A 17874-nucleotide genomic window follows, 5' to 3' on the forward strand; every position below is an offset into this window, starting at 1 on the left:
TTTATCGGATAGATTTATCCGAAAAACAAACTACATCCGTTCGAAAGAGGGATCCATCAGCCCGGTTGTTTGTAAATACTGCAGTAATATTACAGCCTTACCATCTTTAATTTCCCCGGAACGGATCATCTCCAGCGCCTGGACAAACGGTATCTCCAGCACCTCGATATCTTCATCTTCCACGCCACCGCCCTGATGGATACGATGCGCATCGCTGTATTCGGCAATAAAGAAATGGACGATTTCCGTCACGCCGCCGGGTGACATAAACAGTTCGAAAACTTTTTTAACCTCACCCACTTCAAAGCCTGTCTCCTCGATGGCTTCTTTGCGGATACACACTTCCGGCTCATCGTCATCCAGCAGACCTGCGCAGGTTTCAATCAGCCGTCCGTCCGGATTGCCATTGACCCACGTCGCCACCCTGAACTGGCGGATCAGCACCACGCTCTGCTTTTCACGGTTATAAAGCAGAATGGTTGCCCCATTGCCGCGGTCGTAAACCTCACGTTTGTGGCGGATCACGTCCCCGTTATTACGCGTTAAATCATAGGTGATGTTACGCAGGACAAAGTAATTATCAGAAAGGATTTTGTCTTTGATAACGTCAATTTTCAGGGTCATACGGGCTCCACGACACAATGAGTCTGCCTATATTACGCCGTGAACCCCGCTTTGTCGCCCACCCGATTTAATGCGTTTTTAACGCGCTGACGCCCAGCCAGTCGAGGATACCCTGCGCAGCATGTCGCCCTTCCGCCATGGCGGTGACCACTAAATCTGCGCCGCGTACGGCGTCACCGCCTGCGAAAATTTTCGGGTTAGAAGTCTGATAGCGATAGCGGCTCTCCACCGAGGCGATAATTCGTCCCCAGCTATCCGTCTCTACGCCCTGCGCCTGCAGCCACGGCATCTCGTGTGGATTGAAACCAAATGCCATGATCACCGCATCCGCAGGCATCACAAATTCGCTCCCCGCTATCGGTACCGGCCGACGACGGCCCTGAGCATCCGCTTCGCCGAGTTCGGTACGCAGCATGCGAATGCCGTTGACCTGTCCGTCAGGTGCCAGAGTTAACTCCACGGGCTGAACGTTAAATTCAAACGCGGCGCCCTCTTCCTTCGCATTCTTCACCTCTTTTTTCGAGCCCGGCATATTGGCTTCATCCCGGCGGTAGGCACAGGTTACCTTTGCCGCACCGTGACGTAACGCGGTGCGGACACAGTCCATGGCGGTATCGCCCCCGCCGAGCACCACCACGTTCAGCCCCCGGGTGTCGATAAACGGCTCTTTGGTCGTCGCCTCAAGCTCCATCACGTGGCGGGTGTTTGCCACCAGGAAAGGTAACGCGTCATAGACGCCGGGCGCATCTTCATGCGCGATACCCGCTTTCATGGAACGATAGGTTCCCACACCAATAAACAGGGCGTCGTATTCGCGTTGCAACTGTGACAGCGGCACATCCTGTCCGACGTCGCAGTTCAGAACGAACTGGATCCCCATGGCCGTGAATATCTCCCTGCGCCGTGCGAGCAGCGATTTATCGAGCTTAAAGGCCGGGATACCAAACGTCAGCAAGCCGCCAATCTCCGGGTGCCGGTCATAGACCGTGACGCTCACACCGCTGCGCGCCAGCACGTCGGCACAGGCAAGCCCCGCAGGCCCCGCGCCGATCACCGCCACACGTTTATCAACCGGTGTCACGCCGCTCAGATCCGGCTTCCAGCCCATCGCCAGCGCCTGGTCAGAGATATAGCGCTCGATATTGCCAATGGTCACCGCGCCCGAGATATCACGCACGGTGCAGGCGCCTTCACATAATCGGTCCTGCGGGCAGACGCGGCCGGTAATTTCAGGTAAACAGTTGGTCTGGTGTGAAAGCTCAACCGCCCCGGCGATATCCCCCGCTTTAACGCGTTCAATCCACTGGGGGATATGGTTGTGCAGCGGACAGGTCCATTCACAAATGCTGTGTTCGCCGCACTTCAGGCAGCGCGACGCCTCACGCGCGGCCTGCTCTGCCCGAAACGGCAGGTAGATCTCCTGAAAATGGCTGACGCGTGCACTCGCGGCGAGTTTATCCGGCTCCCCGCGTCGCGGTGTGTTTCTCATCTGCTCATGGCGGGTGTGCGGCAGGTCTGGCCTTACCGCCTCGCCGTGCCAGGGCTGCGCCTCCTGACGGGCGGTGCGCTGGCGGCGGGTTTTCGCCAGGTTATTCAGTACGGCGGGCGTCGCCAGGGTAAGCACCTGTGCCGGACAATTTTCGATGCAGGCCGGGCCCTGTGGGCGCGTGTGGCAAAGATCGCATTTATGCGCCGAGGCTTTTACGTTGTCCTTGTCGAGAGGCGTAACAACGATCTCCATCGTGCCGAACGGACAGGCAACCACGCAGGCTTTACAGCCAATGCATTTTTGTTGATTCACCTGTACGCTGTCATCGCATTTGCTGATGGCCCCGTTAGGGCAGCTCTGCGCGCAGGGCGCATTTTCGCAATGGTGGCAGGTTACAGGCGTGCTCTTCGCGCCAGATTTCAGGACAGTGATGCGGGGATGAAAATGGCGTTCGCTCAGCACGTGTTGTTCATCGTTGTGCGCCATCACGCAGGCCACTTCGCAGGCACGGCACCCTATACACTGCTGGCTGTTGGCCATAATAAAACGATTCATAACGACACCTGTTTTTGGTTCAATAACCTTATTCTTTATAGGAATATTGTATTTACCCACGGCGGCGCTATCAGGCAATGTACAAATGCCCAGGAAGCCGAACTATCTCCAGTGAACCTGTGGCAGATCAATTTTTTTCAGGAAGCTGTTCTGTGACCGTTAAACGACCCGTTTCCGGAAGCCTGGCCCGGGCTTTCATTTCCATTATCGTGCTGTCCGTTCTGACCAGCACCGTCGCACTGTTCACGCTTGCCAGCAGCCAGCGGGATGCAGAAGCCATCAATATTGCCGGTTCCCTGCGAATGCAGAGCTACCGTCTGGGCTATGAGATGCAACGCAACAGCGACGCCCTGGCGGCGCATCGCGAGAGCTGGCAGCAGACGCTGAGCGCCCCTGCGCTACAGAAGTTGAGCCGCTGGTACGTGCCGGACGATGTTAAGGCGCGCTATCAGCAGCTGCATCTGGCATGGCAGGAGATGGACAACCACATCGCTCGCGGCGATATCGGGTGGTATCAGGCCCACATTGAAGACTTTGTCGGCCGGATTGACGCCTTTGTGCTCGCCCTTCAGCACTACACCGAACATAAAATCCGGGCGGTGATTCTGATCTCCCTGGCGGGCGGGATGGGCATCCTGATCCTGACGATCTTTACCCTGCGACGCATCCGCCGCCAGGTGGTGTTACCGCTGAATAATCTGGTGGCGGCCAGCGAGCGCATTGAGCGGGGGCAATTCGATACGCCTGCACCGGATACCGCGCTGCCAAACGAACTGGGCCAACTTTCCCGGGCGTTCAACCACATGTCTGCCGAGCTGCATACGCTGTATCGCTCGCTTGAACACTCCGTAGCGGAAAAGACGCAGCATCTGAATGAGGCGCATCAGCAGCTCGAGATGCTGTTTAAATGCTCTCAGGCACTGAATACCGGCCAGATAGACAGCCACTGTTTCCGGCATATTTTGCAGATAGTGCATGAGTACACGCAGATGAACTACCTGGAGTTGCGCACCAGCGACGACTGGCGGCTCAGTGAGGGTATCGAAGCAACCGGGAGCCCTGTCCAAACGCTGCCCGTGCTGATGCAGGATACCCTGTACGGGGAATTACGCTGGCAAAGCGAGACGGGCCACGTTCCTCTGCCGCTGATGGAAAGCGTGGCGACAATGCTCGGACGCGGACTGTATTTCAACCAGGCGCAAAAGCACTACCAGCAGTTGCTGCTGATGGAAGAACGCGCGACGATCGCCCGCGAGCTGCACGATTCCCTGGCGCAGGTACTGTCGTATTTACGTATTCAGCTGGCACTGCTGAAACGCGCTATCCCGCAGGAAAATGCCCCGGCGCAGACCATTATCACCGACTTTTCCCGCGAGCTTAACAACGCCTGGCATCAATTGCGGGAACTGCTTACCACCTTCCGCCTGACGCTTAACCACGCCAATCTGCCCGCGGCCCTACAGGAGTCACTGGACGGGTTACAGAGCCAGACGCAGGCAAAGCTGCACCTCGACTGCCGCCTCTCCTCGCTGGCGCTGGATGCCCAGAAACAGGTGCATTTGCTGCAGATCGTGCGTGAAGCGGTGTTGAATGCGATGAAGCACGCCCAGGCCAGCGAGATAACCGTCAGCTGCGTGACGTCTGCTGACGGCACCCACAGCGTCAGCATTCGCGATAACGGTATCGGGATTGGCGAAGCCAGCGAGCCGCCGGGACATTACGGGCTGAATATTATGCGCGAACGGGCGGCGCGACTTGGCGGAACGCTGCACTTTTCCCAGCCGCAAAACGGGGGGACGCTGGTGAGCGTGATCTTCCCGACAAACGGGGCCGGGAGGTAAATAACGGTAAAAGGTGAAGCGCAGAGAAAAGCGCATGATAATTTACACTATCTCCTTTATTTCTCCACGTTTGGTCTTCGTCTTGCCGCTAAAGTGATGCGGGCAATAAACAATAATGACGTGCAGCAAAACGAGGTCTCATTTTCATGGCGAATTTTTTTATCGATCGCCCCATTTTTGCCTGGGTACTTGCCATACTGTTGTGTCTGACAGGTGTCCTGGCCATTACTTCACTTCCTGTTGAGCAATATCCCGACCTGGCACCACCAAACGTGCGCGTCACGGCAAACTACCCCGGAGCTTCAGCACAAACGCTGGAAAATACCGTCACGCAGGTTATCGAGCAGAACATGACGGGTCTGGATAACCTGATGTACATGTCCTCGCAGAGTAGCGCCACGGGCCAGGCGACCGTCACCCTGAGCTTTACCGCCGGTACGGATCCGGACGAAGCCGTACAGCAGGTGCAAAACCAGCTGCAGTCGGCGATGCGTAAACTGCCTCAGGCGGTGCAGAATCAGGGGGTTACCGTACGTAAAACCGGTGACACCAACATCCTGACTATTGCGTTTGTCTCTACCGACGGCTCCATGGATAAGCAGGACATTGCGGACTACGTCGCCAGTAATATTCAGGATCCCCTCAGCCGTATTAACGGCGTCGGTGATATCGATGCTTACGGCTCTCAGTATTCAATGCGTATCTGGCTTGATCCGAATAAGCTGAACAGCTTCCAGATGACGGCAACCGACGTGACGGATGCCATTAAATCCCAGAACGCCCAGATTGCGGTGGGACAACTGGGGGGAACGCCCTCTGTCGATAAACAAGCGTTGAATGCCACCATTAACTCACAGTCGCTGCTTCAGACCCCGGAGCAGTTTCGCAACATTACCCTGCGCGTAAATCAGGATGGTTCAGAGGTCCGCCTGGGCGATGTCGCCACGGTAGAAATGGGGGCAGAGAAATATGATTATCTCAGCCGCTTTAACGGTAATCCGGCCTCCGGTCTGGGGGTTAAACTGGCCTCGGGTGCCAATGAAATGGCCACCGCGCAGCTGGTGCTGGATCGTCTGGATGAGCTGTCGCACTATTTTCCCCACGGGCTGGAATACAAAGTCGCCTACGAAACCACCTCCTTCGTTAAAGCCTCTATTGAAGATGTGGTGAAAACGCTGCTGGAAGCGATCGCGCTGGTCTTCCTGGTCATGTATCTGTTCCTGCAAAACTTCCGCGCAACGCTGATCCCGACCATTGCCGTTCCCGTGGTGCTGCTGGGTACCTTCGCGGTGCTTTACGCGTTTGGTTACAGCATCAACACCCTGACGATGTTTGCGATGGTGCTGGCGATTGGCCTGCTGGTGGACGATGCCATCGTGGTGGTCGAAAACGTCGAGCGCATCATGAGCGAGGAAGGGCTTTCCCCGCGCCAGGCCACGCGTAAATCGATGGGACAAATTCAGGGGGCGTTAGTTGGCATCGCGATGGTGCTCTCGGCGGTCTTTATCCCGATGGCGTTTTTCGGCGGCACAACTGGCGCCATTTATCGTCAGTTTTCAATCACCATCGTCTCCGCAATGGTGCTGTCGGTGCTGGTGGCGCTGATCCTCACGCCTGCCCTCTGCGCCACCCTCCTCAAGCCGCTACATAAAGGGGAGCAGCACGGTCAGAAAGGCTTTTTTGGCTGGTTTAACCGCATGTTCAACCGCAGTGCCGCGCGTTATGAAACCGCCGTCGGCAAGGTGCTGCACCGCAGCCTGCGCTGGATGATGATTTATGTTGTGCTGTTGGGCGGTATGGTGTGGCTGTTCCTGCATCTGCCGACTTCGTTCCTGCCGCAGGAAGACCGGGGGATGTTCATCACTTCGGTGCAGCTCCCGAGCGGGTCAACGCAGCAGCAAACGCTGAAGGTAGTTCAGAAGGTGGAGCAGTACTTCTTTACCAAAGAGAAAGATAACGTGGTGTCGGTCTTCTCCACCGTCGGCTCCGGCCCGGGCGGGAACGGGCAGAACGTTGCACGTATGTTTGTGCGCCTGAAAGACTGGGACGCACGCGATACGAAAACGGGCACCTCGTTTGCCATTATCGAACGCGCGACCAAAGCCTTCTCCCGTATCAAAGAGGCTCGCGTTTTTGCCAGCAGCCCACCGGCTATCAGCGGTCTCGGCAGTTCTGCCGGGTTTGACATGGAGTTGCAGGACCATGCCGGTGCGGGCCACACGGCGCTGATGGCGGCACGCGACAAGCTGTTAGAGCTGGCCGGTAAAGATCCGGGTCTGACCCGCGTCCGCCACAACGGTCTGGATGACAGCCCGCAGCTGCAGGTCGATATTGATCAGCGTAAGGCGCAGGCGCTGGGCGTTTCCATCGACGATATTAACGACACCCTGCAAACGGCGTGGGGTTCAAGCTATGTGAATGACTTTATGGATCGCGGTCGCGTTAAAAAAGTGTATGTGCAATCCGCCGCGCCATACCGCATGCTGCCGGACGATATTAACCGCTGGTATGTCCGCAACAATGCGGGCGGCATGGTGCCGTTCTCCGCCTTCGCCTCCTCGCACTGGGAGAGCGGTTCTCCGCGTCTGGAGCGCTATAACGGCTATTCCGCCGTTGAGATCGTCGGTGAAGCCGCGCCGGGCGTCAGCACCGGTACGGCGATGGACACCATGGAAAAGCTGGTGCAACAGCTACCCGCTGGCTTTGGTCTGCAGTGGACGGCCATGTCTTATCAGGAGCGGCTCTCCGGGGCGCAGGCTCCCGCGCTTTACGCGCTTTCGCTGCTGGTGGTCTTCCTCTGTCTTGCGGCGCTGTATGAAAGCTGGTCAGTCCCGTTCTCGGTCATGCTGGTGGTGCCGCTTGGCGTGATCGGCGCGCTGCTCGCCACCTGGATGCGCGGTCTGGAGAACGACGTTTACTTTCAGGTGGGGCTGCTCACCGTGATTGGGTTGTCGGCAAAAAACGCCATCCTGATTGTTGAGTTTGCCAATGAGATGAATGCGAAAGGCCATGAACTGATGGCGTCCACGCTGCATGCCTGCCGTCAGCGCTTACGTCCAATCCTGATGACCTCGCTGGCGTTTGTCTTCGGGGTGTTACCAATGGCAACCAGCTCAGGCGCAGGCTCCAGCAGCCAGCATGCAGTAGGTACAGGCGTCATGGGAGGAATGATTTCAGCCACGATCCTGGCCATTTATTTTGTGCCGCTGTTCTTCGTGCTGGTGCGTCGCCGCTTCCCGCTCAAGGAACGGCCTGAATAAGATAGTGAAAATAAAAAAGGCGGCTCAGTAGGCCGCCTTTTTACTGTGTGATTAATTCACACTATGGTTATTTTACTTATTTAAGTGCTCTTGCAATTCTTACTGAATGTCATTTACGAAGCATGCCTTCGATAAAATCTTTCCAGTTCCCCAGTTCACGTTCAATCATAACAACCTCTCTTATTATTATGCGCATTCTACGAAAACGTATCATCATTGTGAAGACAATTTAACCGATTGCTGTGATTGTACCCCGTCTGCGCGCTGGATTTATGATAAATATGAACGGAGAACCTTAAATTTTGTGTGACGGCCAGCAATATTTTGAAATAACCCTACGCACGGGTGAGTTTTATTTTACCCGCTGAGTTTACAGGCAATTTATACCTGATGGACATCTATGCTTAAATGATGAAAGAATATTCAGCGTACAGGTGTGAGTTGAATTAAAAAGAGGTGTTAATCCAGAGCGTTTCTGAATGTGTTATATTCCGTTTAAGGATATATCTTCGAATTTACTGAACATTTAATGGTCATAAGAACAAAAGGATTCAACATGGTTGTCATGTACGGCATTAAAAATTGTGACACGATCAAAAAAGCCCGTCGCTGGCTCGAAGCTAACAACGTCGAGTACCGCTTCCACGATTACCGTGCCGATGGGCTTGATGCAGAATTTCTGCATACCGCCATTAACGAACTGGGGTGGGACGCGCTGCTGAACACCCGCGGCACGACCTGGCGCAAGCTGGACGAATCACTGCGTGCCAGCATCAAGGATGCCAACAGCGCAGCAAATCTGATGCTTGAAATGCCAGCAATCATCAAACGCCCATTGCTCTGCGCGCCCGGGCAGCCTATGCTGCTGGGTTTCAGTGAAACCCTTTATTCCGACTTTTTTCGTTGAGGTGTAGTTTATGTCATGCCCGGTTATTGAGCTGACTCAGCAGCTTATTCGCCGTCCTTCCCTTAGCCCGGACGACGCAGGTTGTCAGGCATTAATGATTGAGCGCCTGCGTGCCATCGGTTTTACCGTGGAGCGAATGGATTTTGGCGACACCCAGAATTTCTGGGCGTGGCGTGGCCAGGGTGAAACGCTGGCCTTTGCCGGGCATACCGACGTGGTTCCCGCAGGTGATGCGGACCGCTGGATCAACCCTCCGTTTGAACCAACCATCCGCGATGGCATGCTGTTTGGCCGCGGCGCCGCAGACATGAAAGGCTCCCTGGCGGCAATGGTTGTGGCGGCTGAGCGCTTTGTCGCCCAGCACCCGAACCATAAAAACCGTCTCGCGTTTCTCATTACCTCTGATGAAGAAGCCAGCGCCCATAACGGCACCGTCAAGGTTGTTGAGGCCCTGATGGCCCGCAACGAGCGTCTGGACTACTGTCTGGTCGGCGAGCCGTCCAGTACCGAGGTGGTGGGCGATGTGGTGAAAAATGGCCGCCGCGGTTCGTTAACCTGTAACCTGACCATTCACGGCGTACAGGGACACGTGGCGTACCCGCATCTGGCCGATAACCCAGTTCACCGCGCAGCGCCGATGCTGAGTGAACTGGTAAGCATTGAGTGGGACAAAGGCAATGAGTACTTCCCGCCAACCAGCATGCAGATTGCGAACGTGAAGGCAGGAACCGGCAGCAACAACGTGATCCCGGGCGATTGTTTCGTTCAGTTTAACTTCCGTTTCAGCACGGAACTGACCGATGAGATGATCAAAGCGCGCGTTATCGCCCTGCTGGAAAAATATCAGCTGCGTTACACCGTGGACTGGTGGCTTTCCGGCCAGCCGTTCCTGACACAGCGTGGCAAACTGGTGGATGCGGTGGTGAACGCCATCGAGCACTATAATGAAATTAAGCCACAACTGCTGACGACGGGTGGCACCTCAGACGGACGCTTTATCGCCCGCATGGGAGCTCAGGTTGTCGAACTGGGGCCAGTGAACGCGACCATTCATAAAATCAATGAGTGTGTAAATGCCGCGGATTTACAACTGCTGGCCCGTATGTATCAACGTATTATGGAGCAAATCGTCGCCTGACGAGCGCTCTGAGAGGAATAGCGAATGGATTGGCTTGCAAAGTACTGGTGGATTCTGGTGTTAGTGTTTCTGGTAGGCGTATTGCTTAACGTGATTAAAGATCTTAAGCGCGTTGACCATAAAAAATTCCTCGCCAACAAGCCGGATCTTCCGCCTCATCGTGATTTTAACGACAAGTGGGATGACGACGACGACTGGCCGAAGAAAGACCAGAAGAAGTAATTCGCACTCCCTCTCCCCGTTGGGGAGAGGGAATGTTTCACTCATAAAAACTCAACAATATCATCATCGTCCGGCTTACCGCCGCTGAGCGCTTCATCAAAGTAGTGCTTCGGTACGGTATAGCGCAGATGGTCGAGCGCAAACTGCATGCTGCGATCGTCAATCGCATGACCCAGATCGTCAACGATATCCAGCGTCACATCCCCGCCTTCCCGGATCAGGGCTTCCTGCGCAGCTACGGCATGCGAAAGCTCAATCACCCGGTCTTCGCCACCGTGGATCAAGTGGATCGTTGTCTGCGTGGTCGCGCTCGTCGGTAGCGTCGCGAAACGGCCGTTAAAGGCAATCACGCGCGAAGCCAGACCCGGCTCTGCTTTCACGCTCTCCAGCGACATAATTGACCCCTGTGAAAAGCCAATCAGCGCGGTCGCGTCGGCACCAACGCCGCTCTGCTGCTGCCAGTAACGCACGGTTTCGATAAAGACAGGCATAATGGCATCAATGCGCGCCTGACGGTTCTCTTCCGTCACGCCCTGAACGGAGAACCACTGCCGTCCGTCAGGGCCACACGGCTCCACGCCGCCGATACTGACAATCAGCGCCTCAGGAAAAACAGGTGCAAACCAGCGACCAATCTCTCCCATATTGACGGCGTTATCGCCAACGCCATGAAACAGCAACAGTAACTGTTTAGCCGGTTTGTCGGGGCTTTGAACAACAAAATGATCGTGTTTCATGGCGGTCTCCTTAATTGATGACCTGGATTCTACGCCTTGCGGGGGGAATGACCATGCCACTTTACTGAAGAAGTCATTGAAAAAATTGCCATTGCAAAATGTCACTTTTGAGCTGCTGACTGCGTGCTTTATCAAGACATTCAAGGGCCTGCGCCGTTTCAGCGCGTAATCTTGCCAGCACCGCTTTTCGCCCGGTGAGCGACAGTTCAGCACTGAGCGCAGCGTCCTCTCTTCGTGCCTCAATTTTACCGCGCAGGGCCGGAAGCGGCAGATCCACGGCGAGCAGCAAACGCGTCAATGCGGCAACGGACGTAGCAAAGGGCCGGTGTGCAAAGGCAAAGCCTGCCAGCTCCAGCCAGTCGTCACTATTAAGGGTAGCTTCCCACTCATCTGCCACCGGGATCTTTTCGCCATTCCACAATGATAAGACGCGCGCATCGCGATGCAGGCGCAGCCGGGCCTGTTCACACAGACGATGCCCCGCCTCACTTTGCGGCAATAATGCCATTGCGGTATAGCAGCCGCTGCTGGCTTCGCGGTGGCTGCCTATCCGTACCAGCTCAAAGCCGCACTGCTGCCAGAAATGCCACAGCGCGTCGGTAAAGCCAAAGCTCACCGAGAGATAATCTTCCCCGCAGGCCTCGCGGATGAGCGCCCGGCCGATCCCTTCCCGTTGCCGGTGAGGGTGAACAGCGATGCGCGTGATCCGTCGACCTTTCAGCGTTGCTGCCAGAGGCGTGCCACCATGCGCGGCCAGAGACTGCGCGACAAGATTACCGCGAGGTCGACGAAAACCCGCCCATACTGCGCGACTTAGCGCCGGGCTTAACCCGCCTTCGTCTACCAGCCACAGCGCGCCCGCGATGACCGGGTCCGTTTGCGCGACGGCAACGTGCTGACCGGGGGCGTCCATCATACGGCGCAGATCCAGCGGCGAGGTACGGTAATGGGCCGCACAAAGCAGCTCGTAGACACTCGCGGCGAGTGCAGGCGTGTGCTCCCATGCGTCGGGGGCCAGAGAGGTCAGTTGCACCTCTCCTTTCGGCTGCTGGTCGATGAGCGTGTCGTCAAACAGCAGCGCGCTGGCGACCACCCGCTCAAGCGGACATCCCGCAGCCCAGCGAACGGGGGTGGATAAGGTATAACGCTGCAGGGCGCTGAACTGCGCGCAGAATTTAAGCAAAAACCCTCTTCCGGTTCCTTCATACCCTTGTACCGTCGTGGTTAACAGTACCCGTGGAAAGCGCGCAACCAGCTTCTCCAGCACAGGGCCGGGTATGGCCGCCGCCTCATCGACAATCAGCCAGTCGGCATGGTGTGAGGAGGCCAGCAGCACATCCGGTGCCATAAAGTGAAAATGTTCACCCGCAAACCGTGCGATGACCTCCGTTGCTCCCTTTGCCGGTGCGGTGACAACTGCTCTGCCCTCAATGCTGTTCAGCAGCATGCCGGCAAGCGCCGATTTTCCCCGCCCGCGCGGGGCGGTAACGGCCGCAACGCCTTTCGGCATTGCACGAAGTGCGTGCAGGATCTCCGCCTGCTCGCGCTGGGGTGCACCGTTAGCGGGTTGCCAGTCAGGGGCATCAGGAAACGGAGGAAGGGTTAACGGCTGGTTTTGCTGCCAGACGATTGCATCGGGATCGCGGGTAATCGTCTGACAAAAGTGGCGAATGAAATTCGGCGTGGGAATGGGTTCCGCGCTGTCGCTCCAGCGCAGGGAATCACTGTCGGGCGTGCCTGCCCACACCGCAAGCGGGGGAGCCAACAGCACCAGCAGGCTCCCGGCACGCAGCGTTCCGCTCAGGGCGGCAAAGGCTGAGACATCAAACCCGACGCGGGCATCAAAAACAGCATGCCGGAACTCGCGCCCCAGCAGCCCGCTTATCTCCCGGGAAGGGTTTTCATCCAGCCACACCCAATCCCCGGAAAGCGTATCACGCAGCGCCCCGGCCTGCGCCAGGGACCACTGCGCATCACCGCTGAGCACCACCAGCCGACGCTGGCCGGTGCGCTCAAGCTGGCTAATCAGTTGGTCAAACGCCACCATTACATGGCTTTACCGAAGGTATTGCACTGCGCCGGGTCACCGCTGTCAAAACCGCGTTTAAACCAGGTGTAACGTTGTTCTGACGTCCCGTGAGTGAAGCTGTCCGGCACAACCCGGCCCTGGCTCTGCTGCTGGAGACGGTCGTCACCAATGGCCTCTGCGGCATTTAACGCCTCTTCCAGGTCGCCAGATTCCAGCACGCCCTGCTTCTGCATGCTGTTACCCCAGACGCCCGCGAAGCAGTCCGCCTGCAGCTCCATACGCACGGAAAGGCGATTGACCTCTGCCTGCGAGGCGTTTTGCTGAAGCTGGCGAACCTTAGGCTCAATGCCCAGCAATTTTTGCACGTGATGCCCCACTTCATGCGCAATCACGTAGCCCTGAGCAAAATCACCGTCGGCACCGAGTTTGCGTTTCATGTCATCATAAAAAGAGAGATCGATATAGACGGTGCTGTCTGCCGGACAGTAGAACGGCCCCATCACCGACTGTCCGGTGCCGCAGCCGGTGCGGGTCGCACCACGGTACATCACCAGCTTCGGCTGTTGGTAGCTGCGCCCCATTTTCTCAAACTGCTGGCTCCACGTGTCTTCAGTGGTCGCGAGAATAACGGAGGTAAATTTGGCCGCTTCATCTTCATTTGGGTTGATGGAGCGCTGAGATTGCTGCTGTTGCTGCAGCGGCTGACCGGTCATTAACCCGGTGAGATCGACCCCGTAGTAACCCGCAACCAGCACCACAATAAGCAGAATGATTCCGCCTTTTCCGCTGGGTAAACGGAAACCGGGGCCACCCATGGAAGGGCCGCCACCGCTATCACCACGTCTGTCTTCTACATTGTCACTTTCACGACGCCCTTGCCAGCGCATAACTACCTCGAACTATTCCATTAATAATAGCTATGATCGTAGGCGGTTAACGGCAAGATTACCATAGGAAACAAAGGTAAGACGCCAAAGGATATGAACATCCTTTGGCGATGAGGGAGTTAGTCGAGCTTAACGCCTAAACGGTGAGCCACTGCTTCGTACGCTTCAATCAGGCCACCCAGGCTCTGACGGAAACGGTCTTTATCCATTTTATCCAGCGTTTCTTTGTCCCAAAGACGGCTGCCGTCCGGTGAGAACTCGTCGCCGAGTACCACTTCGCCTTTGAACAGACCGAACTCCAGCTTGAAGTCGACGAGGATCAGGCCTGCATCATCAAACAGTTTTTTCAGCACGTCGTTGGCTTTGTAGGTCAGCTCTTTCATGCGCGCCAGGTTCTCTTTGTTCACCCAGCCGAAGGTTTCACAGTAGGAGTCATTGACCATCGGATCGTGCATGGCGTCGTTTTTCAGGAACAGATCGAACAGCGGTGGATTCAGCTCGATGCCTTCCTCAATGCCCAGACGCTTCACCAGGGAGCCCGCGGCACGGTTACGAATGACGCACTCAACCGGAACCATATCCAGTTTTTTCACCAGACATTCCGTATCGGACAGCAACGCTTCCATCTGAGTCGGGATACCCGCTTCGGCCAGTTTGGTCATAATGAAGTGGTTGAACTTGTTGTTCACCATGCCTTTACGATCGAACTGCTCAATGCGTGCGCCATCCCCTGCTGACGTATCATTGCGGAACTCGAGCACCAACAGATCCGGGTTTTCCGTGCTGTATACGGTCTTCGCTTTGCCACGATACAACTCAGCTTGCTTCTGCATCTTGATTACTCCTGGTGTGATGATTTGTGTTCAAAACTGGGCATATTATGCCACGCACACGTTTGCGTAGCACGAAAATAAAAAGGGCTGGATTCACCAGCCCTCGTATTTATTTGCTGAATGCAGCCTGGAAGACCGCGACCAGCGCATCGTTCTGCGACTGGGTCAGCGTGTGACCTTTCGGATCGATAAACTGCAGGCTACTGCGGTTATCAAGGTCGCCTACCTGAATCTTGTAGTCGCCGGAAGCGAGCTGTGGATCGCGTGCGCCCAGCTCCTGCCATGCGCTGTCGGACAGCGGCTTATACGTTGCGGTTATGCTACCGGTTGAACGCGTGCTGTCGGTCACCTTCATGCCCACTTTCTCCAGCGTCGCTGGCAGGCGCTGCCAGGTCTGGTTGAATGGCGCACGAACAACCAGCATTGGCAGGCCGGTATCATCCGCGCCGCTCTGGACATCAAACGTCATGCCGTTGCGGTTCTGTGAGGCGTTAGCCGCGTCTGTGGCGTTCTTATCCAGACCCGCAGCAATCACGTTCAGCATTTCAGTGCTGTAACGCTGCATAGAGGCAGCATCCGCCACCGGTTTACCCGCCTGCTCCAGGTTCAACAGCTTAACGGTAACCGCCTGCTGATAGCCCTGCGGTTTAACGGAGACTTGATAACGACCACGGTACTGCTGGTCTTCATCCAGACGGTTCCACTCGATCCAGTCGGTGGTTAACGTCTGGCTGGCGTCATCACGCTTGTCAATCGTGTAGTTCTTCGACTGAATGACGCTCACCACCTGTGGCCACAGCGTGCTGCCACGTGCGCTTTCCACCATCAGAGACGCGGTATCACCGGTAAACTGGGTACGCGCCCCGCTCACCAGCGCCAGAGGCTGTGCTGGCGGACGAATATCAAGCGCTTTGCCCACCGGGCCGCTGCCGTTGGTCACGGGGATATTATAATCGCCGTTCTGAATCGGCAGGATCATGCCAGCCGGTGCATGAAGTTCAGCAAGCGGGGTCGCATCCAGATAGGATTCATCACCGCTCACCTGGCGCTTGTAGCGCGAGTCTGAACTACAGGCAGCGAGCAGCATAACAAGCGAAACACTCGCAACCTTCGCCAGGCGCGACTTCTGTACTGAATAAGCCATCAAATCTCCCTAAACTTTACAGCAAACCGGCATGCTTCAGCGCTGCAGTGACGATTTCACGACCGTGGTCGGTAATCGGTGTCATTGGCAGACGCAGCGTATCGGTTGCTACAAGTCCCAACTCCTTACATGCCCATTTCACCGGGATCGGATTGGGTTCGACAAATAATTTATTGTGCAACGGCATCAGACGTTTATTAATGAGACGGGCTTCATCAAAGTGACCTGCCGCCGCCAGCTTGCACATTTCCGCCATATCGCGGGCCGCAACGTTCGACGTTACGGAGATCACGCCATGACCACCGAGCTGCATGAAGTCCAGCGCGGTCGCATCGTCACCGCTCAACAGGATAAAGTCGTCTGAAACCAGCTCTTTGATCTGATGAACGCGGCTTAAGTTCCCTGTCGCCTCTTTAATCCCGATAATATTTTTTACTTTCGAGAGACGACCAACGGTTTCCGGCAGCATATCGCAGCCAGTACGGGACGGCACATTATACAGAATTTGTGGCAAGTCAGTATGTTCAGCGATGGCTTTGAAATGCTGGAACAAACCTTCCTGAGTAGGACGGTTGTAGTAAGGGGTGACCGTGAGACAGCCAACGACGCCGCTGTCGTTAAAACGTTGGGTCAGGCTAATCGCTTCTGCGGTTGCATTCGCGCCCGTTCCCGCGATGACCGGAATACGTCCGTCAGCCAGTTCGAGGGTCAACATCACCACATCGCCGTGCTCTTCGTGGCTCAGCGTTGCAGATTCACCGGTAGTCCCTACCGAAACGATCGCCGAGGTTCCATTGGCGACATGGTAATCAATCAGCTTCTTCATGCTTGACCGGCAGACATTACCTTTTTCATCCATCGGTGTTACAAGCGCGACAATACTTCCCGTGAACATGAGCCATCCTCTGTGCGAACAAGAGCCTCAATGGTACGTTTGGAACTGTAATAAAAGCAAGCGACCTGAGGCCCTCAGGCGGTTGTATGCATGTTTTTTTTATGCTTTGCTTAGGAAGACTTAACCAAGCAAAGGAAGAACAGGTTTGACAACCTCATCACAACATTACCTGGTTATCACTGCGCTGGGTGCTGACAGGCCGGGTATCGTGAACACCATTACCCGCCACGTGAGCAGCTGCGGCTGTAATATCGAGGACAGCCGTCTGGCGATGCTGGGCGAAGAGTTCACGTTTATTATGCTGCTGTCCGGGACATGGAACGCCATCACGCTTATCGAATCTACCCTGCCGCTGAAAGGCGCGGAGCTGGATTTGCTGATCGTGATGAAACGCACCAATGCGCGTCCGCGTCCGGCCATGCCTGCCACCGTCTGGGTACAGGTTGAAGTTCCTGATTCCCCTCATCTGATCGAGCGTTTTACCGCGCTGTTTGACAGCCATCAGATGAACATTGCCGAACTGGTTTCCCGCACACAACCGGCTGATGAGAGTGCCGTTCCTACCCTCTTTATTCAAATCACCGCCCACAGTCCTGCATCCCAGGATGCGTCAAATATCGAGCAAGCGTTCAAAGCCCTCTGTACAGAATTACACGCGCAAGGCAGTATAAGCGTCGTAAATTATTCGCAGCATGAACAGGATGGAGTTGAGTAATGAACCCACTGAAAGCCGGTGACATCGCACCGAAATTTAGCTTACCGGATCAGGATGGTGAGCAAGTAAATTTGACCGACTTCCAGGGACAGCGTGTTCTGGTCTATTTCTACCCGAAAGCCATGACCCCGGGCTGCACCGTGCAGGCCTGCGGCTTACGCGACAACATGGACGAGTTGAAAAAAGCCGGCGTGGAAGTGCTGGGCATCAGCACCGATAAGCCAGAAAAGCTGTCACGATTTGCTGAAAAAGAGCTGCTGAACTTCACGCTGCTTTCCGACGAAGATCATCAGGTCTGTGAGCAGTTCGGCGTCTGGGGCGAGAAGACGTTTATGGGCAAAACCTATGACGGCATTCACCGCATCAGCTTCCTGATTGACGCTGACGGTAAAGTGGAACATGTCTTTGACGACTTCAAAACCAGCAACCACCACGACGTGGTGCTGAACTGGCTGAAACAAAGTGCCTGAAAGTGAGTGTCGGGTGGCGGCTTCGCCTTACCCGACCTACAAGATAAATACAAAACGGCAACCTGGTTGCCGTTTTTAGTGTTTTCCCCCTCTCCCCCGTGAGAGAAGGGCATCAGGCCGCACAAAAA

The 17874-nt window shown here is 55.8% G+C and carries 16 protein-coding genes; 7 read left to right on the forward strand and 9 right to left on the reverse strand.

Annotated elements, in window-relative coordinates; genetic code table 11:
* Positions 1-30 precede the first annotated feature (30 nt).
* Positions 31-624, reverse strand: a complete 594-nt coding sequence (nudK, locus tag PUZ33_RS11825) for a GDP-mannose pyrophosphatase NudK (RefSeq protein WP_020689968.1) — start codon at positions 622-624, stop codon at positions 31-33.
* 67 nt (positions 625-691) lie between these two features.
* Entirely contained in the window at positions 692-2668 is a 1977-nt protein-coding gene (aegA, locus tag PUZ33_RS11830) for a formate-dependent uric acid utilization protein AegA (RefSeq protein ID WP_058680692.1), read from the reverse strand.
* 152 nt (positions 2669-2820) lie between these two features.
* On the opposite strand from aegA, the gene narQ reads away from it, so the two are divergent.
* Both narQ and acrD read left to right on the forward strand, forming a co-directional pair.
* Entirely contained in the window at positions 2821-4509 is a 1689-nt protein-coding gene (narQ, locus tag PUZ33_RS11835; protein ID WP_058680691.1) for a nitrate/nitrite two-component system sensor histidine kinase NarQ, read from the forward strand.
* 146 nt (positions 4510-4655) lie between these two features.
* Entirely contained in the window at positions 4656-7769 is a 3114-nt protein-coding gene (gene acrD, locus PUZ33_RS11840) for a multidrug efflux RND transporter permease AcrD (protein ID WP_029882269.1), read from the forward strand.
* A gap of 109 nt (positions 7770-7878) precedes the next feature.
* On the opposite strand, the gene ypfM is transcribed toward acrD, so the two are convergent.
* Positions 7879-7938: a protein YpfM gene (ypfM, locus tag PUZ33_RS11845; protein ID WP_015572204.1), complete on the reverse strand. Its 60-nt coding sequence runs from the start codon at positions 7936-7938 to the stop codon at positions 7879-7881.
* Positions 7939-8325: 387 nt separating this feature from the next.
* On the opposite strand from ypfM, the gene PUZ33_RS11850 reads away from it, so the two are divergent.
* From PUZ33_RS11850 to PUZ33_RS11860, 3 genes are read left to right on the forward strand one after another with little or no spacing between them, the layout of a single operon-like run.
* Positions 8326-8676, forward strand: coding sequence for an ArsC family reductase (locus PUZ33_RS11850; protein WP_020689972.1), 351 nt, complete (start codon positions 8326-8328; stop codon positions 8674-8676).
* Between the two features lie 10 nt (positions 8677-8686).
* Positions 8687-9814: a succinyl-diaminopimelate desuccinylase gene (gene dapE / locus PUZ33_RS11855; RefSeq protein ID WP_058651783.1), complete on the forward strand. Its 1128-nt coding sequence runs from the start codon at positions 8687-8689 to the stop codon at positions 9812-9814.
* A 24-nt stretch (positions 9815-9838) separates the two neighbouring features.
* On the forward strand, positions 9839-10036 hold the full coding sequence (locus PUZ33_RS11860) for a YpfN family protein (RefSeq protein ID WP_013098222.1): 198 nt from the start codon (positions 9839-9841) through the stop codon (positions 10034-10036).
* Between the two features lie 41 nt (positions 10037-10077).
* Here PUZ33_RS11860 and ypfH read toward each other — a convergent pair whose 3' ends face one another.
* From ypfH to dapA, 6 genes are all read right to left on the reverse strand, one after another.
* On the reverse strand, positions 10078-10773 hold the full coding sequence (gene ypfH, locus PUZ33_RS11865) for an esterase (RefSeq protein WP_014832854.1): 696 nt from the start codon (positions 10771-10773) through the stop codon (positions 10078-10080).
* Positions 10774-10846: 73 nt separating this feature from the next.
* On the reverse strand, positions 10847-12820 hold the full coding sequence (locus PUZ33_RS11870) for a tRNA(Met) cytidine acetyltransferase TmcA (protein ID WP_058680690.1): 1974 nt from the start codon (positions 12818-12820) through the stop codon (positions 10847-10849).
* Positions 12820-13689: a KPN_02809 family neutral zinc metallopeptidase gene (ypfJ, locus tag PUZ33_RS11875; RefSeq protein ID WP_029882266.1), complete on the reverse strand. Its 870-nt coding sequence runs from the start codon at positions 13687-13689 to the stop codon at positions 12820-12822. The genes PUZ33_RS11870 and ypfJ overlap by 1 nt, the downstream gene beginning before the upstream one ends.
* Positions 13690-13808: 119 nt before the next feature.
* Complete coding sequence (gene purC / locus PUZ33_RS11880) at positions 13809-14522, reverse strand: phosphoribosylaminoimidazolesuccinocarboxamide synthase (RefSeq protein ID WP_008501631.1); 714 nt, start codon at positions 14520-14522, stop codon at positions 13809-13811.
* Positions 14523-14631: 109 nt separating this feature from the next.
* Positions 14632-15666: an outer membrane protein assembly factor BamC gene (gene bamC, locus PUZ33_RS11885; protein ID WP_013098226.1), complete on the reverse strand. Its 1035-nt coding sequence runs from the start codon at positions 15664-15666 to the stop codon at positions 14632-14634.
* Positions 15667-15682: 16 nt separating this feature from the next.
* The gene (gene dapA, locus PUZ33_RS11890) at positions 15683-16561 is read right to left on the reverse strand and encodes a 4-hydroxy-tetrahydrodipicolinate synthase (protein WP_013098227.1); all 879 of its coding nucleotides are present in this window, start codon (positions 16559-16561) and stop codon (positions 15683-15685) included.
* A 145-nt stretch (positions 16562-16706) separates the two neighbouring features.
* Between dapA and PUZ33_RS11895 the strand changes: the two genes are divergently transcribed.
* The gene (locus PUZ33_RS11895; RefSeq protein WP_013098228.1) at positions 16707-17276 is read left to right on the forward strand and encodes a glycine cleavage system transcriptional repressor; all 570 of its coding nucleotides are present in this window, start codon (positions 16707-16709) and stop codon (positions 17274-17276) included.
* Entirely contained in the window at positions 17276-17746 is a 471-nt protein-coding gene (gene bcp, locus PUZ33_RS11900; RefSeq protein ID WP_013098229.1) for a thioredoxin-dependent thiol peroxidase, read from the forward strand. Before PUZ33_RS11895 ends, bcp begins: the two co-directional genes overlap by 1 nt.
* Positions 17747-17874 lie beyond the last annotated feature (128 nt).

Origin of the sequence: Enterobacter cloacae complex sp. 2022EL-00981, assembly GCF_028737495.1 — a bacterium.
Lineage (GTDB): Bacteria > Pseudomonadota > Gammaproteobacteria > Enterobacterales > Enterobacteriaceae > Enterobacter > Enterobacter cloacae.

Coding starts and splice junctions, on each gene's coding strand:
- nudK (WP_020689968.1), bottom strand. CDS start 624: ATGACCCTGAAAATTGACGTTATCAAAGACAAAATCCTTTCTGATAAT.
- aegA (WP_058680692.1), bottom strand. CDS start 2,668: ATGAATCGTTTTATTATGGCCAACAGCCAGCAGTGTATAGGGTGCCGT.
- acrD (WP_029882269.1), top strand. CDS start 4,656: ATGGCGAATTTTTTTATCGATCGCCCCATTTTTGCCTGGGTACTTGCC.
- PUZ33_RS11850 (WP_020689972.1), top strand. CDS start 8,326: ATGGTTGTCATGTACGGCATTAAAAATTGTGACACGATCAAAAAAGCC.
- dapE (WP_058651783.1), top strand. CDS start 8,687: ATGTCATGCCCGGTTATTGAGCTGACTCAGCAGCTTATTCGCCGTCCT.
- PUZ33_RS11860 (WP_013098222.1), top strand. CDS start 9,839: ATGGATTGGCTTGCAAAGTACTGGTGGATTCTGGTGTTAGTGTTTCTG.
- ypfH (WP_014832854.1), bottom strand. CDS start 10,773: ATGAAACACGATCATTTTGTTGTTCAAAGCCCCGACAAACCGGCTAAA.
- PUZ33_RS11870 (WP_058680690.1), bottom strand. CDS start 12,820: ATGGTGGCGTTTGACCAACTGATTAGCCAGCTTGAGCGCACCGGCCAG.
- ypfJ (WP_029882266.1), bottom strand. CDS start 13,689: ATGCGCTGGCAAGGGCGTCGTGAAAGTGACAATGTAGAAGACAGACGT.
- purC (WP_008501631.1), bottom strand. CDS start 14,522: ATGCAGAAGCAAGCTGAGTTGTATCGTGGCAAAGCGAAGACCGTATAC.
- bamC (WP_013098226.1), bottom strand. CDS start 15,666: ATGGCTTATTCAGTACAGAAGTCGCGCCTGGCGAAGGTTGCGAGTGTT.
- dapA (WP_013098227.1), bottom strand. CDS start 16,561: ATGTTCACGGGAAGTATTGTCGCGCTTGTAACACCGATGGATGAAAAA.
- bcp (WP_013098229.1), top strand. CDS start 17,276: ATGAACCCACTGAAAGCCGGTGACATCGCACCGAAATTTAGCTTACCG.